This is a genomic window from Bacillus capparidis (assembly GCF_017832095.1).
In the GTDB taxonomy this organism is placed as follows: Bacteria; Bacillota; Bacilli; order Bacillales; family Bacillaceae; genus Bacillus; species Bacillus gobiensis.
This window is the reverse complement of the sequence record NZ_JAFDST010000002.1, coordinates 783,526-799,507: the sequence shown is the minus strand read 5'-3', so window position 1 is coordinate 799,507 and position 15,982 is coordinate 783,526. Positions and strand designations below refer to the sequence as shown.

The 15,982-nt window shown below is 42.2% G+C and carries 17 protein-coding genes; 11 read left to right on the top strand and 6 right to left on the bottom strand.

What is annotated here, in order from left to right:
• The first annotated feature begins 91 nt into the window (after nucleotides 1–91).
• The 3 genes from cidR to thiE are packed head-to-tail and all read left to right on the top strand — an operon-like array spanning nucleotide 92 to nucleotide 2,528.
• The gene (gene cidR / locus JOC74_RS11055; protein ID WP_053604634.1) at nucleotides 92–988 is read left to right on the top strand and encodes a cidABC operon transcriptional activator CidR; all 897 of its coding nucleotides are present in this window, start codon (nucleotides 92–94) and stop codon (nucleotides 986–988) included.
• A 57-nt stretch (nucleotides 989–1,045) separates the two neighbouring features.
• Nucleotides 1,046–1,858: a hydroxyethylthiazole kinase gene (gene thiM / locus JOC74_RS11050; RefSeq protein ID WP_053604633.1), complete on the top strand. Its 813-nt coding sequence runs from the start codon at nucleotides 1,046–1,048 to the stop codon at nucleotides 1,856–1,858.
• Between the two features lies 1 nt (nucleotide 1,859).
• Nucleotides 1,860–2,528 (top strand): thiamine phosphate synthase, encoded by a 669-nt coding sequence (gene thiE, locus JOC74_RS11045; RefSeq protein ID WP_053604632.1) that lies wholly within the window; start codon nucleotides 1,860–1,862, stop codon nucleotides 2,526–2,528.
• Nucleotides 2,529–2,567: 39 nt separating this feature from the next.
• On the opposite strand, the gene JOC74_RS11040 is transcribed toward thiE, so the two are convergent.
• The 3 genes from JOC74_RS11040 to sinI form a co-directional block, all read right to left on the bottom strand.
• A complete protein-coding gene (locus tag JOC74_RS11040) occupies nucleotides 2,568–4,103 on the bottom strand; it encodes a solute symporter family protein (protein ID WP_053604631.1) in 1,536 nt (511 codons plus the stop codon).
• On the bottom strand, nucleotides 4,100–4,417 hold the full coding sequence (locus tag JOC74_RS11035) for a DUF485 domain-containing protein (protein WP_053604630.1): 318 nt from the start codon (nucleotides 4,415–4,417) through the stop codon (nucleotides 4,100–4,102). Before JOC74_RS11035 ends, JOC74_RS11040 begins: the two co-directional genes overlap by 4 nt.
• Nucleotides 4,418–4,651: 234 nt before the next feature.
• Entirely contained in the window at nucleotides 4,652–4,780 is a 129-nt protein-coding gene (sinI, locus tag JOC74_RS11030) for a DNA-binding anti-repressor SinI (protein WP_082364072.1), read from the bottom strand.
• 377 nt (nucleotides 4,781–5,157) lie between these two features.
• On the opposite strand from sinI, the gene galE reads away from it, so the two are divergent.
• From galE to qoxD, 5 genes are all read left to right on the top strand, one after another.
• Nucleotides 5,158–6,156, top strand: coding sequence for a UDP-glucose 4-epimerase GalE (galE, locus tag JOC74_RS11025; protein WP_053604629.1), 999 nt, complete (start codon nucleotides 5,158–5,160; stop codon nucleotides 6,154–6,156).
• 289 nt (nucleotides 6,157–6,445) lie between these two features.
• Complete coding sequence (gene qoxA / locus JOC74_RS11020) at nucleotides 6,446–7,393, top strand: cytochrome aa3 quinol oxidase subunit II (protein ID WP_053604628.1); 948 nt, start codon at nucleotides 6,446–6,448, stop codon at nucleotides 7,391–7,393.
• Between the two features lie 27 nt (nucleotides 7,394–7,420).
• A complete protein-coding gene (qoxB, locus tag JOC74_RS11015) occupies nucleotides 7,421–9,367 on the top strand; it encodes a cytochrome aa3 quinol oxidase subunit I (protein ID WP_053604627.1) in 1,947 nt (648 codons plus the stop codon).
• Nucleotides 9,368–9,370: 3 nt separating this feature from the next.
• Complete coding sequence (gene qoxC / locus JOC74_RS11010; protein WP_053604626.1) at nucleotides 9,371–9,985, top strand: cytochrome aa3 quinol oxidase subunit III; 615 nt, start codon at nucleotides 9,371–9,373, stop codon at nucleotides 9,983–9,985.
• Nucleotides 9,985–10,368: a cytochrome aa3 quinol oxidase subunit IV gene (gene qoxD, locus JOC74_RS11005; protein WP_053604625.1), complete on the top strand. Its 384-nt coding sequence runs from the start codon at nucleotides 9,985–9,987 to the stop codon at nucleotides 10,366–10,368. The genes qoxC and qoxD overlap by 1 nt, the downstream gene beginning before the upstream one ends.
• 76 nt (nucleotides 10,369–10,444) lie before the next feature.
• Here qoxD and JOC74_RS11000 read toward each other — a convergent pair whose 3' ends face one another.
• Complete coding sequence (locus tag JOC74_RS11000) at nucleotides 10,445–10,699, bottom strand: spore morphogenesis/germination protein YwcE (RefSeq protein ID WP_098945324.1); 255 nt, start codon at nucleotides 10,697–10,699, stop codon at nucleotides 10,445–10,447.
• A 218-nt stretch (nucleotides 10,700–10,917) separates the two neighbouring features.
• Between JOC74_RS11000 and JOC74_RS10995 the strand changes: the two genes are divergently transcribed.
• Nucleotides 10,918–12,075, top strand: a complete 1,158-nt coding sequence (locus JOC74_RS10995; protein ID WP_053604623.1) for a GNAT family N-acetyltransferase — start codon at nucleotides 10,918–10,920, stop codon at nucleotides 12,073–12,075.
• Nucleotides 12,076–12,122: 47 nt separating this feature from the next.
• Here the strand turns inward: JOC74_RS10995 and JOC74_RS10990 are convergent, their stop codons facing one another.
• Nucleotides 12,123–13,451, bottom strand: a complete 1,329-nt coding sequence (locus tag JOC74_RS10990; protein WP_098945322.1) for a YjiH family protein — start codon at nucleotides 13,449–13,451, stop codon at nucleotides 12,123–12,125.
• 303 nt (nucleotides 13,452–13,754) lie between these two features.
• On the opposite strand from JOC74_RS10990, the gene rodA reads away from it, so the two are divergent.
• Complete coding sequence (rodA, locus tag JOC74_RS10985; RefSeq protein WP_053604621.1) at nucleotides 13,755–14,930, top strand: cell shape-determining peptidoglycan glycosyltransferase RodA; 1,176 nt, start codon at nucleotides 13,755–13,757, stop codon at nucleotides 14,928–14,930.
• Nucleotides 14,931–15,085: 155 nt separating this feature from the next.
• Nucleotides 15,086–15,829 carry an oxygen-insensitive NADPH nitroreductase gene (gene nfsA, locus JOC74_RS10980; protein ID WP_053604620.1) on the top strand — a complete coding sequence of 248 codons (744 nt, stop codon included), beginning with the start codon at nucleotides 15,086–15,088 and terminating at the stop codon, nucleotides 15,827–15,829.
• On the opposite strand, the gene JOC74_RS10975 is transcribed toward nfsA, so the two are convergent.
• Nucleotides 15,830–15,970: a hypothetical protein gene (locus JOC74_RS10975; protein WP_192841116.1), complete on the bottom strand. Its 141-nt coding sequence runs from the start codon at nucleotides 15,968–15,970 to the stop codon at nucleotides 15,830–15,832.
• Between the last annotated feature and the right edge of the window lie 12 nt (nucleotides 15,971–15,982).

The window sequence follows — 15,982 nt, the reverse complement described above, 5'->3', positions numbered from 1 at the left end:
AGTAATTAGTGTACAGGACGTTTTGTTATAGGTAAAATATATAAAAAGAATAGGTGATATTACTTTTATCTATGGAAGGTGAGTTCAAACATTGGATATTCGCCATTTAACTTATTTCTTGGAGGTCGCCCGTTTAAAAAGCTTTACGAAAGCGGCGGAATCATTATACGTATCCCAGCCGACCATTAGTAAAATGATAAAAAACCTTGAAGAAGAACTCGGAGTAGAGCTGTTCTACCGCAATGGCAGACAAATTGAACTGACAGACGCCGGAGAGAGCATGTACATTCAGGGGAAAGAAATAACAAAATCATTTCAAAATCTGACCTCTGAAATTAATGACTTAATGAATGTGAAAAAGGGGCATATTCGAATCGGGCTGCCGCCTATGATTGGTTCCGGTTTTTTTCCGAGGGTCATGGGCGATTTTCGCAAAAAATATCCAAACGTGACATTTCAGCTGTTCGAGCATGGATCGATTACCGTTCAAAACAGTGTAGGCGAAGGATCGTTAGACATTGGCGTAGTAGTTTTGCCGGCTAATGAAGAAATTTTTCATAAGTTTACGATAGTAGAAGAGAATCTGATGTTGATTGTCCACCCTTCTCATCCGTTTGCCAATGAAAAGGAAGTGGAGCTGAAAGATCTGCATGACCAGTCGTTTGTCTTCTTTCGAGAAGATTTTGTCTTGCATGATCGAATAACCATGGAATGTGTGAAAGCAGGCTTCCATCCAACCGTGATTTATGAAACCTCGCAATGGGATTTCATCAGCGAGATGGTTTATGCCAACTTAGGGATAGGCCTGTTGCCGGAAAGAATCTGCAGAGACTTGGACCCGGAAAAAGTACGGAAAATTCCCCTTGTGAACCCGTCAATTCCATGGCACCTGGGTATCATCTGGCGGAAGGATAGATATTTGCCATTTGCTGCAAGGGCATGGATCGACCATACGACATCCTATATGTGGCGTTCGGTCAGAAAATAATTGTTATCCTTGGAGAAGGAACGGGTAAAAAAGGAATACCTTAAGGAGGAGAATACGATGAATAGTGAAGTTATTCGAAGGCATCGAGCTGCAGTCGTGACTAAATCTCCGCTTGTTCATAATATTACGAATAATGTCGTCACGAATTTTACAGCAAACGGACTATTGTCGCTAGGCGCGTCACCTGTCATGGCTTACGCAAAGGAAGAGGTCGCCGACATGGCGAAAATATCCGGTGCGCTCGTCCTGAATATTGGTACGCTGAGCACAGAGACGGTGGAGTCCATGCTGATTGCGGCGGGATCGGCAAATGAAAACGGAGTGCCTGTTATATTCGATCCAGTCGGAGCCGGAGCAACTCCGTTTCGGACGGATGTGGCGAGAAAGATCATGCGTGAGGCGAAAATAACCGTGATTAGAGGGAATGCGGCAGAAATCGCAAACACGCTTGGAGAAGAAAACTGGACGATTAAAGGTGTAGACGCTGGAGAAGGCGGAGGCGATGTCGTCAGCCTGGCCAAAAAAGCTGCAGGCAAATGGGGCTGTATCGTCGCGATCACTGGGAAAACGGACGTCATTACGGTTGGGAGTCACACATGGACCGTGCATAACGGACATCAGCTGCTGACGAAAGTAACTGGAGCCGGCTGTTTATTAACCTCTGTCATTGGAGCGTTCTGTGCCCAGGCTGATAATCATCTCGAGGCAGCAGTATCGGCGGTCGCATATTATGGGGTAGCTGCTGAAATCGCTGGGGAAAAAGCAGGCAATAACGGTCCAGGCAGCTTTCAAATTGAATTTTTAAATCAGCTTGCAGAGACGACTGATGAGGCGATCGACGAACGCTGCCTGATCAAAGAGGTGCAATAAAATGGCTCGTGTCACACAAGAAGAAATAAAAGACTATCTTTCCGTTTATTTTATTATGGGGTCAAACAATACAGAGGCCGATCCTCTGGAGATTATCGAAAAAGCGATAAAAGGAGGAACATCCCTGTTTCAATTCCGCGAGAAAGGAACAGGTGCCCTTGCCGGAGAGGACAAGCTTGAGCTGGCTGCCCGTGTGAAAAAACTGTGCAATCAGTATAGCATTCCATTCATCATCAATGATGACGTAGACCTTGCCCTGCAGCTTGAAGCAGACGGGGTTCATATTGGACAAGAGGATGCAAATGCCTTATCGGTTCGTAAAAAAATCGGCGGAAAAATTATGGGAGTGTCCACTCACAATATAAATGAAGTCAAGCAGGCAATAGACGACGGTGCTGATTACGTCGGGGTCGGTCCCATTTATCCAACCGAAACAAAAAAGGATACGAGGGCGGTCATGGGGCTTGATCTGATTAAACAAATCAGAACACTCAAGCTCGATATCCCTGTCGTCGGGATTGGCGGAATTACGAGCGAAAATACGCCTCCTATCATTCAAGCAGGTGCAGACGGTGTCAGTATGATCAGTGCTATAAGCAAGGCGAAAGATCCGGAGCAGGCGGCGCGTCAATTTCGCCTGAAGGTAGATGAAGGCAAGCTTTCGCTTTAAAAAACAAGCACAATCTTTTTGCAGATTGTGCTTGTTTTTCTATGAATCCATATGGATACCGGTATTTGCCTTTACTTGGATTTCAGCATAAGCGTCTGTGTCTGCCTTCTCAGGGGAAAGAATCGTTCCTAAATAGGCAGCTAAAAATCCGAGTGGGATCGAGATGATGCCGGGATTTGAGAGTGGGATCAACGGTTCACCAGTAAAAATAGCAGATCCATCAGGACTCCACACGCTAGGGCTAATAGAAACAAGAACCAAGGCGCTTAATAGACCGACGAGGCTGCCTGTTAATGCGCCCACCGAATTAAAGCGTTTCCAAAAAACAGTAAAGATAATGAGAGGCAGGTTGGCGCTGGCTGCCACTGCAAACGCAAGGGCCACAAGAAAAGCGACATTAAGAGATTGGGCAAAGATTGCTAACAGGATAGAAAGAACCGAAACCCCGATAGAAGCCCATCTTGCAGCCACCATTTGTTCTTTCTCAGTTGCCTCTCCTTTGCGAATAATCTGGCTGTAAATATCATGGGCAAAGGCGGATGCGGCCGAAAGAACGAGGCCGGTCACAACAGCTAAAATGGTAGCGAAAGCAACTGCTGATACAAAAGCGAATAAGAAGTCTCCTCCCAGAGCCTGAGCAAGAAGAGGCGCTGCCATATTGCCGGCTGCATCACCTTCTAAAATTGCATCTGTTCCTACAAATGCTGCCGCACCGAATCCCAAAAAGACTGTCATAATATAAAAGATCCCAATAATCCATGTGGCAGACACAACGGATTTTCTTGCGGTCTGTGCATCCCGCACGGTGTAAAAACGAATGAGAATGTGAGGAAGCCCTGCAGTACCGAGCACAAGTGCCAAATTAAGAGAAAGGGTCTCCATCGGAACATTGTATTTATTTCCCGGGTTTAAAAAATCGGTTCCCAGCGGTGTGGCGGCTTTCATCTGCTCAAACATATCGGTAATGCTAAACCCGAATTTTGCAAATACCATAATAGAAATAATGAGTGTTCCAGCCATAAGAAGCCCGGCTTTAATGATCTGGACCCAGCTGGTCGCGATCATGCCGCCAAAAACGACGTAAATGGTCATTAAAATACCAACTATTAATACGGCAATTGTGTAGTCAATTCCCAGAAGCAAACGAATGAGTGCACCTGCGCCGACCAGCTGGGCTATCATGTAAAAGGTCGAGATGGCAATCGTATTGAGTGCTGCGACTCCTCGTATTTTTTTCTGTTTAAATCGGGCGGCAATCATATCTGCCATCGTATATTTTCCTAAGTTCCTGAGCGGTTCTGCCACGATATACAATACCACTAAATAGGCAACGAGAAAGCCAATGCTATAAAAGAATCCGTCAAAGCCGTTTAAGGCGATCATCCCGGCAATACCAAGAAATGAGGCCGCCGACATGTAGTCGCCTGCGATTGCCATTCCGTTTTGAAATCCGGACAAACCTCCTCCGGCAGTATAAAATTCACTCGTTGTCTTCGTTTTTCGTGCTGCAAAATACGTGATGACAAGAGTAAGACCGACAATCGCCAAAAAAAGAATAAATGCTGTCATACTCATGCATCTGTTCCTCCAATCTCATTTTTTAAAGCGTTTACATCTTGGTCGAATTGTGCTGCCTTTTTAGAATATAATATACAAAGAACCCACGTCATGATAAATTGAGTAATGGCAAACAGCCAAGCCCAGGTAATAGCTCCGATCGCCGGCTGATTGAGGAACGTAAAGTAGGATGTCAAAACTGGCAGAGAAAAATAATAAACAAAGAAGAATATAGCAATGGGAGCAATAAATAAGCGCTTTCTTTTCAGTAATCTTTGAAAGGCTGGTGATGAAGCAATTTCACGGTAATTTAATTCTTTCTTTTCTGTCATGGCTTCCTCCTTAGAAAAATAATTTGACTATTGACCCGCGTCAGTTAAGATTATGGAGTTGCCCGGTTCTTTATTCAAATAGTTTCATATAGAGAGCCATATCAATTAGTGTTATTTGTACAAGAAATGACGTCAAACGTATTGATTGCGCCATTTCTGCAATTTTGTCTGGCTTGATCGTGGGTCAATACAGCTTTGTCTTCAATCACATGTCATAAGTAAACGCTGTCTTACTTATCCCTTTTTCTCTCTTGAAAGAAGAAATTCTTTTACATCATTAATGCTCAATCCGATTTTTTTGGCTTCCAGGATTAGAAACACCCAATCTGCATCTAATTTTACCTCATCCATTTCCTCTTTCATAGCATCCCCCTGCTTTCTTAAGACTTGTAAAACAGCTGACCGTTTCTGACAAAATGTCTTAACAAATGACAAATTTCACAGAGCAGAGAATCAAACTACTACCACATCCCTAAAAAAATGACTAATTAATCCATATATTCTTATAATTCATGATAATCAATCCTTGGGTTGCTGGGTAGTATTCAAATAAAAAATAAGCGGAAAGACCTATCAAACTGAGAGTAGAATAGTCGATATAAGTAAATTGATGAAATGGTGCTGTTCGCTACTAGAAAACGGTGGTGTGTTATCTTGTCGATTCCACTTATTTAACAATTTTAAACATGTTAAAATAGAATTCGAGAACTGAAGGATGGATGAAAAAAGGAGGAAATGAAATGGCAGTGTTAGTATGTGGAGGAGCAGGATTTATCGGAAGCCATGCGGTGGCTGCATTATTAAATAAAGGAGAAACTCCTGTTATTATCGATAATGTACAGACAGGGCATAAAGAGGCGGTACTCGCTGGCGCGGTTTATTATGAGGGCGATTTACGAGATTATGATACTTTAAAACGCGTGTTTACAGAAAATGAAATTGATTCAGTCATGCACTTTGCAGCGGATTCTCTAGTTGGAGAAAGTATGGCAGAACCGTTAAAGTATTATGATAACAATGTGTACGGTGCGGTCTGTCTGCTAAAGGCCATGAAGGAATTCGGGGTAAAATCAATCGTTTTTTCATCAACAGCAGCTACATACGGGGAACCGAAGCATGTACCAATTTTAGAAACTGACGAGACGAACCCGGCGAATCCTTACGGTGAAACAAAGCTGGCGATTGAAAAGATGCTGAAATGGGCGGAAGAGGCCTATGGAATACAGCACGTCATTCTAAGATACTTTAATGTCGCAGGGGCCCATCCGGAAGGTCTGGTAGGAGAAGACCATCAGCCGGAAACTCATTTGATTCCGATCATCCTTCAGGTAGCGCTCGGAAAAAGGGAACAGATTAAAATATTTGGTGATGATTATCCTACAGAGGATGGGACATGCATAAGAGATTATATTCACGTTATGGATCTTGTAGAGGCGCACATCCTCGCACTTGAGCATCTTGGGAAAGGAAAAGGAAGCGGTATCTTCAACCTGGGCAATGGGACAGGCTTCTCAGTAAAGCAAGTAGTTGAGACTGCCCGCAAGGTAACGGGCCACGCAATACCAGCAAAAATCGCACCGCGGCGTGCGGGTGATCCGGCACAGTTGATTGCCTCATCTGATAAAGCGATGAGTGAACTTGGATGGAAACCTCGCTATGCAGATCTAGATACGATCATAGAAAGCGCATGGGCTTGGTTTAAGAAGCATCCAAATGGTTATTCTGATAGTAAGGGATAATGAAAGAATACTTTTTGGCATATTGACCAAACTTTTTTATTGTGGTAAACCTTTATAGGATAGAAACATCTACTCTATATGTTTGAGTGCCCAAATCCTTTCGTTAAAAAGAACAATCGTGGACAAAATATGTCGAATTTATGACATTTAGTTGAACTTAGATTGAACTTTTGAAAAAGATAAGGTCATCAGATAAGGATTTTGTTAGCATTACATAAGTAGAATATGCTTCTTTTCAATCATCGTATTAAAAAACAACATAACATCTATAGGAAGGAAGGTGATCCTCATGTTCAGAGCATATAAACCACTGATATTATTAGCTATGGCTGTTACAATGCTTTTGCTTGGCGGGTGCAGCAATGCGGCGGTTCTCGATCCTAAAGGCCCGGTAGCCGAACAGCAAAAAGATCTTATCCTTCTGTCAATCGGCTTCATGCTGTTTATCGTTGGCGTGGTTTTCGTTTTGTTTACAATTATATTAGTAAAATATCGCGAGCGTAAAAATAGCAAAAGCAAATATGATCCCGATAATGAAGGGAATACATTTTTAGAAGTGGTCTGGACTGTGATCCCTATAATAATTGTCACAGCATTAGCGATACCAACGGTTCGTACGATTTATTCATTGGAAGAAGCACCGAAAGTTAGTGAAAATGAAGAACCTTTGGTAGTTTATGCAACATCAGTCGATTGGAAATGGATTTTCAGTTATCCAGAACAAGAAATTGAGACTGTGAATTACTTAAATATACCTACAGACCGTCCGATTTTGTTTAAGCTTACGTCTGCGGATTCTATGAACTCCCTTTGGATTCCTCAGCTTGGCGGTCAGGAATACGCCATGGCCGGAATGGAAATGGAGCAGTACCTTCAAGCAGATGAGGAAGGGACTTATAAAGGGCGTAATGCAAACTTTAACGGCGACGGGTTTGCCGAACAAAAATTTAATGTGAATGCCATGGAAGAAAACGATTTTAACGAATGGGTTTCCCAAACACAAGGCGACGCTCCGAAACTGACCGAGGATATGTATAATTACTTAATGCTTCCTGAGCACGTGGGTGAGCAAGAATATTCGTCTACACATCTTGGGTTTGTTTCTCACGGTGAAGACGCGGAATATGCTTTAGGCGCCCGGGAGAAATTAGGGTTTAAGCCTACACTTCCTCATTCGAAGGCTCATACAGAACAACCATCATTCTACGATAAATATGAAGATCCTAAAGAGAAATAAAACTCGCCAGGAAAGGAGGAAGCTTAAATGAAATGGGATGAATTTTTTGTCACTGGTGATCCGTTAATACTTGGAGCTCAAATTTCAATAGGATTAACGTCGATTGCCATCCTTTTTGTACTGACTTACTTCAAAAAATGGAAATGGCTTTGGTCAGAATGGATCACGACCGTTGATCATAAAAAATTAGGGATCATGTACATCTTGGCAGCTGTTTTGATGCTTTTCCGCGGCGGAGTCGACGGATTGATGATGCGTGCCCAATTAACGCTTCCTAACAATGAATTTTTAAACTCACAGCACTATAATGAAGTCTTTACAACACACGGAACAATCATGATTCTTTTCATGGCTATGCCATTTTTAATCGGATTGATCAACGTGGTTGTTCCGCTTCAAATCGGAGCACGAGATGTTGCATTTCCGTATTTAAACAACTTAAGCTTTTGGACCTTCATGATCGGCGCCATGCTGTTTAATATTTCCTTTGTTATCGGAGGATCTCCGGCAGCAGGCTGGACGGCTTACATGCCGCTGGCAGGAAATGAAATGAGCCCTGGTCCTGGGCAGAACTATTACCTGCTTGGCTTGCAGATTACCGGTATTGGTACCCTTCTTACAGGGATTAACTTTTTTGTAACCATTTTAAAAATGCGTACAAAAGGTATGACGCTGATGAGAATGCCGATGTTTACCTGGACAACTCTCATTACAAGCATGATTATAATATTTGCTTTCCCTGTACTTACGGTTGCTTTAGCACTTATGACCTTTGACAGATTGTTTGGAACAGCATTTTTCACCCTCCAAAACGGCGGAATGCCAATGCTTTGGGCGAACCTGTTCTGGGTTTGGGGACATCCTGAAGTTTACATTGTTATACTTCCGGCGTTTGGAATATTCTCTGAGATTATTTCTACGTTTGCACGAAAACAGCTTTTCGGTTACAAAGCTATGGTTGGTTCTATAATTGCAATCTCTGTTCTCAGCTTCGTCGTGTGGGTTCACCACTTTTACACAATGGGTAACAGTGCAGCGGTTAACTCATTTTTCTCGATCACGACGATGGCAATATCGATTCCGACCGGTGTGAAAATATTTAACTGGCTCTTTACGATGTATCGAGGAAGAATCAGGCTGACAACACCAATGCTTTGGGCACTCGCATTTATCCCGAACTTTGTTATCGGCGGGGTGACCGGGGTCATGCTTGCAATGGCAGCAGCAGACTACCAGTATCATAATACGTACTTCCTTGTATCTCACTTCCACTACGTATTAATTGCCGGAACCGTGTTTGCTTGCTTTGCCGGATTCGTCTACTGGTACCCGAAAATGTTCGGCCATAAATTAAATGAACGGATCGGCAAATGGTTCTTCTGGATATTTATGATCGGATTTAATGTTTGTTTCTTCCCGCAGTATTTCTTGGGACTTCAAGGAATGCCGCGCCGTATTTACACATACGGTCCTGAAGACGGCTGGACAGCATTGAATATGCTTTCTTCATTCGGAGCATTGTTAATGGGTGTTGGTTTTATTATCCTTTGCTACAACATCTATTACAGCTTCCGTTATTCAAAACGAGAAACAAACGGAGATTCATGGGAGCTTGGACGTACGCTTGAATGGGCAACTTCATCTGCGATTCCACCGCATTACAACTTTGCCGTGCTTCCTGAAGTTAAATCAATGGATGCTTTCTGGCAAATGAAGCATGATAAAGTGGATGTCCATCCAGAAAGCAAGTTCAAGAAAATTCATATGCCGAACTATTCGGGACGGCCGTTTGTTATGTCTTGCTTCTTCGGATTTGCGGGCTTCGGATTGGTGTTTGAATGGTACTGGATGGGGATTGTCGGAGTTATCGGCGTTTTCATCACGATGATTCTACGTTCATTTGATTACGAAGACGGCCACTATGTAGGCTTAGACGAAGTAAAAGAAACAGAATTGAAGAACAAGGAGGCGTGACGGATGGAGCATGCAGAACAAACCAATACCAATGCCCCTTTGGAATACCAGTCTGAAGTAGGCCGGTTAAATATTCTCGGGTTTTGGATTTTCCTTGGTGCTGAAATCGTGCTGTTCTCAACATTATTTGCGACCTACTTTGCTCTTCGGGAAAGAACAGCTGGCGGAATTTTACCAAGTGAGCTTTTTGAACCAAACCTTGTAATGATCATGACATTCCTGCTATTAACGAGCAGCTTCACCTGCGGAATTGCTATTCACGAGATGCGCAGAGGAAGTTTAAAAGGCGTAATGATTTGGATGATTCTCACTCTGCTATTGGGGGCAGGTTTTGTATTCTACGAGATTACGGAATTTATGCATTACGTGCATGAAGGAGCGACGTTATCTACAAGTGCTTTCTGGTCATCCTTCTTCGTCCTGTTAGGCACACACGGACTTCACGTATCGATCGGAATTTTTTGGATCATCGGGATTTTGCTGCAAACAGCGAAGCGGGGGTTGACACCTAAAACTTCTTCCAAGCTGTTCATCTCCAGCTTGTACTGGCACTTTTTAGACGTTGTTTGGATCTTTATCTTTACAGCCGTCTATCTCATAGGGATGGTGAATCACTAATGGCAGCTAATAGCAAAACAGCTGAACACAATCACTTTCCTTGGAAGCATGTGATCGGGTTTGGAATGTCTATCGTTTTAACGTTAATCGCATTTGCAGTCGTACTTTGGACAGATTTTAGTACGCCGGCCAAGCTTTGGATTATATTTGGATTGGCACTTATCCAAGCTGCTGTCCAGCTGTTCCTGTTCATGCACATGAGTGAAAGCGACAACGGAACGATTCAAGTTGGCAATACGCTTTTTGGATTCTTTACAGCGATTGCGATTGTCATCGGAACGATCTGGATTTTCGCAGCTCACTATCATCATGGCGATAATATGGATGGCCACTCTCCTTCCCAGGGAGAAAAGCCTTCAGAACAAAACCATCACGATCATTAAATAAAAGGCCTGCGAAATGCAGGCCTTTTATTTGTATAAAATAAGAGTACTCGGCGCAAATACAGCCGAGTCTTTTTTAATGCCGCCTGTATTTTTTTATCAATGGAAGACCGTATAGAATGAAGATTGCAACGTGGGCTACGATGACGTTAATGGCGAAGAGTGCGATCATAAGAGTATGTCCTGTAGGAGATAAGCTGCTAGTCATATAAAAACCAAAGAAGATCCACATTAAAATAATCGGCGGAATGGACGAGAGAGCCACTTTCTTGTTCTCAAGCCATAGAAATAATGGAGTAGCACTTGCCAACATAAGATAAGCAAAAAACATATCCAATTAGATCACTCCTTTCAAGAAATGATAGCGCTACCAAAATTGTTTTCAAAAATGAAATTATGTCGAAAAAAGCAACGTTTTGTGAACGTTTTGTTACAGATATTATACCACAAAATAGAAAAAATGATACACTAAGAAAGCAATTAATATTCAGACGTTTTTCTCATTTTTTTGTCAAGAAAGTGAAAAAGTGAAGATATAGGAGGAAGTATATGCAGATCGTAAGGCTCACAGAAGAAAAAGATATTTTGGAAGCGATTAAACTATCTAGTTACGCCTTCCAAAATAAAGTTTCAGAGGACCGATTGGAACAGGTGAAAAGAAAATATGCCGGGCACGACGTGTTTGGATCGTTTGAAAACGGAAAGCTATTATCGAAACTTCATCTAATTTCACACGAATCAATGATCGAAGAAACGGTAATGAAAATGGGCGGAATCGCCGGCGTTGCGACGTGGCCTGAAGAAAGAAGGAAGGGGACTGTTAAAAAGCTTTTGCTCCATTCCTTAAAAACAATGAGAGAAAATCAGCAAGCCATCAGCTTTTTGCATCCTTTCAAAATTTCATTCTATCGAAAGTACGGCTGGGAAGTTGCATTTTATAATAAATCGTATCATTTACAATCAGAGCATCTTAAAGCAATAAAACCTGCAGGAGGGTATGTGAATAGGCTGGATGAAACACAAGCTACGAAGGTGTGCGGGACGATTTATGATACATATAAGAAATCGGCAAACGGGCTTATCAGCCGGAGCAGCGATTATTGGAAGGAAACCGTGCTAAAAGGTTATTTTAATGCGGTTTATTATTCTGAGGAGAACGAACCTCTCGGCTATCTGATTTACGATGTTGAAAAGAAAAAAATGACGGTTACAGAGTATGTTTACTTGAACAGAGAAGCGCAGGCCGGGTTATGGAATTTTATTTGCCAGCATGATTCCATGCTGGATGAGGTCTCAATGACTGTCAGTGAGACGGAGGACTTAGATTATCGATTGGATAATCCAAGAATCAAACAAGAGCTCCATCCATATTTTATGGCAAGAATCGTTGACGTTAAATTATTTCTTGAGCTTTACCCTCTTCGTAATAACATCGATCAATCCTTTTTGATTCGGGTCCATGATGAATGGGCAGAATGGAATCATGCAGTATGCTCATTTGATAAGCATGGGGTAAAGCTGGTCAACGATGATGCAGATAGTCGCATTCTAACCGTGGATATAGGATCTTTAACAGCCTTTTTGCTTGGAGCACGTTCCGCTCGTTTTTTATATGAAACAGGAAAGATAAGCGGCGACAAGCACGAGATGGAAAGACTCGATCAAACGATTCAGCCGAAAAAAACAGAATTAAAGGATTTCTTTTAAAAATGAGAAAAGAGAGACCGGTTAACAGGTCCCTCTTTTTTCTCGCTTTAAAATAGTAAATGTGCGACAAGTGTAATGACAGGCAGTGTTATTAGCGTACGTACGAAAAAGATAATCACCAAATCGATGAAAGAAACAGGGATTTTTGAACCGAGCAAAAGTCCGCCTACTTCCGACATATAAATCAATTGTGTTACTGAGACACACGCAATAATAAATCGCGTCATGTCGCTTTCTATGCCTGTCGCGAGGACAGACGGGAGGAACATGTCAGCAAAGCCAATTACCAGAGTTTGCGACGCCTCAGCTGCCTCAGGGATTTGGAGGAGCTGGAGCAATGGCGTAAACGGCATTCCCAGCCATTTAAAAATTGGCGTAAACTCGGCAACAATGAGAGCGGCTGTCCCGAGCGCCATGACGATCGGGGCGACACCCATCCACATATCCAGCACGTTTTTGGCGCCTTCTCTAAAAAAGCGGCTTACATTGGTATTCGTTTTTGCCTTAGCGACAGCCAGGGACAATCCCCATGTAAAAGGAGTATATCCTTTAGGAATAACCTCTTGATCATTGTCGCTGCTGCCATTGATATACGTATCCGGTTTTCGCGACAAAGGCGGGATACGAGGGGAAACGATAGCAGCGACGACGCCAGCCAGCAGGACGGTTAAGTAAAAAGGAAGAAACATTTTAGGAAGACCGACCTGATTTATGATAACGAGACTGAAGGTGATGGAGACAACAGAAAAGCTTGTCCCGATAATTGCTGCTTCCCGCTTTGTATAAAAACCTTCCTCGTATTGCTTGCTCGTTAACAGGACACCTATCGTTCCGTCGCCAATCCATGAAGCGACACAATCGATTGATGATCTTCCGGGAAGCTTAAATACCGGCCGCATCAATTTGGTCATCAGCGCTCCGAATAACTCAAGCAGCCCAAAATTCATAAGCAGCGGCAAGAAAAGCCCCGCAAACAAAAAGACCGAAAATAAAACCGGCAGAAGATCACCTAATAAAAGTCCTCCTGTTGCTTCTGAATAGATAACATCTGTGCCGAATTGAAAGTACGTTAGTATCGCAAATACCATTCCAAAAAAGCGGACGACAAACCAAAATGCCGGCGGGTTGAAAAGTTGATTAAAAAATGGCCGATTCTTAATAAAAGCCGGCTGAAAAGTTTTTGTGATCAGCGTCATAAAAAAGGTAATAGTAATAATAATTGTCATGATGAGCGGAAGCGAACCTTCTAAAAGAGATTGCAGCCAGCCGGAAAGCAAGGCAATCGATATCGTAACACCGTCTGCGGTTTGTATAGGAAGCATAAATAATATAATCCCTAGTAAAGAGGGAATAATAAATAGTAAATAATCTCCCATTGATGCTTTAGATTTATTCAATAGAAACTCTCCTTAATTTATTTCTTGCAGCAAAACAGATTCTATTGTAATATATTTTGCCGAAAAAGCAAATTCGTATCACAAATTTGTCACAGTCGCAAAATAACTTTGAATGAGCACTTTGACACCGAAACATTTTTTCGTTCTGTCCGTCCTATTGTAGGAATAGAAAAAATGTAGGGAAGAAATAAAAAAGGAAAAAAGCTTCTCATTCAATCTTTGGTATGGTTGCTGTATAATGAAAATTAGTGTTTCGGAAGAAGGAGTAAAGCGGGGATAAAAATGAGTTCAACAAAAAAGCAAACGAGCCCCTACTATCAAGGGGATTTAATATTTATTATTGTAGCGTTTTTCCTTATAAGTGTAGTATCTGTCTATAGTGCGGTTGGAGGAGGCACTGCATCAAAGCAAGTGCTCTATTATCTTTTGGGAATATTAGTGGTTATCGGACTTCTTTACTTTGATTTAGAGCAGCTGGAGAAGCTGAGCTTGTATGTATACATTGGGTTTGCATTACTTTGTGCCATCTTGCTTGTAAGCCCTTCTTACATTGGTGGTATTAGGTTTGCAGAACCGGTAAATAACGCGAAGAGCTGGTTTTTTCTCCCGGGTTTTAGTTTACAGCCGTCAGAGTTTATGAAAATCGGGATCATTATGTATATGGCCTCTGTCATTGGGAAAGCATCGCCAAAAGGAAGACGTACATTGAAAGAAGATATTTATCTTCTTTTGAAAATCTTTGCTATAGCAGGAATTCCGATTCTTCTCATCATGCAGCAGCCGGACTTTGGAACATCGATGGTTATTGTTTTTATTATGGGTGTGATGATTTTTTTATCGGGAATTAATTGGAAATTAATAGCAATTATTGGAGGATCTGCTGCAACGATCATTACGATCTCTTTCTATATTGTGGTTAATTTCCCCGATTTCGCGGAGAATGTATTACATATACAAAAATATCAGATTGATCGTGTAATGACATTTATTAGTCCGGATCAGCAAACTGCGGATGCCAAGCTTCAGAGTGAAAACGCCGTAAAAGCAATTGGTTCAGGTGAATTGACTGGGAACGGCATTGGTAACCTAAAGGTGCACGTACCAGAGGCTGAAACGGATTTCATCTTTGCTGTCATTGGTGAAAGCTTTGGCTTTCTAGGCTGTACCATACTGGTGATATTCTTTTTCTACTTAATTTACCGGTTGGTTGTACTGACCGATCGAATTTTTCCGTTTAATAAATTTGCTTCCTATTTTTGTATCGGATATACAGCGCTGATTGTTATTCATACGTTTCAAAACATTGGCATGAACATTGGCCTCATGCCGATTACCGGGATTCCCCTCTTGTTTATCAGCTATGGAGGAAGCTCTGTGCTTGCCGTGTTAATTGGATTTGCGATCGTATACAACGCCAGCTACCATTTGTCGAAATATCAAAGCTATATGTTTAAATAAGGATAAGGGCAGTCTCACGAATAGGTGAGGCGGCCTTTTTTACTGTAACGCGCCTCGTGAGGCCTTGTCTTTAGGAATTTCTCTCTCATTTCAAGCTTTCTCGCTTTCTGAGAGTGGGCTTAATTGGATATGATAAGAGATAAGGAGGGAGACACATGAACCAAATCATTGAAACAATATTAGATCACCGTTCCGTTCGTTCGTTTACGCAGGAACGTCTGACGGCAGAAGAAATTAAGCTCCTTGTAGAGGCTGCACAGGCGGCGTCAACATCTAGCTACATACAGGCTTATTCGATTATTGGCGTGAGTGACCATAAGCTAAAGGAAAAACTTGCGGACTATGCAGGAAATCAGAGCTATGTAGCGGAAAATGGACACTTTTTTGTCTTTTGTGCTGATTTACATCGTCATGAGCAAATAGCATATGAAAAAGGAGTCGATATAAAAGCGACAATAGAGAGCACAGAGGCCTTTATGATCGCCGTTATTGACGCGGCTCTTGCTGCACAAAATTTAGCCATCGCTGCAGAATCAATGGGGCTTGGCATATGCTATATCGGAGGCATCCGCAACCATTTGAAGGAAGTATCCGAAATCCTAGAAACGCCGGAATACGTTTTGCCTTTATTCGGTATGGCGGTTGGCCATCCAGCCCAGCAAACAGACAAAAAACCGAGGCTGCCGTTACAAAGTGTGTACCATGAAAACAAATATGACGGAGAATCTGCCATTGCTAAGCTTGCCGAATACGATGAAACAATCTCTTCATATTACCGGGCGAGAACGGACGGAATTCGCACTGAAACATGGACAGACCAGATTACAAACCGGTTGAGACATACGAAACGAACCTTCATGAAGGAATTTGTCGAGGAAAAAGGTTTCAGTAAAAGATAATTAGTGGGAGAACAACTTCTTAAAAAATATATAAACAACCAACCAAATGGGCAGGCAAATGAAGGAGCCGAAGAGACAGCCCTTTGCAAAACTGCCGCTTTCTGCTTCTTTTGCAGATTTTTTAGTGTCCAACTTGTCCATTTTCAAAGCCTC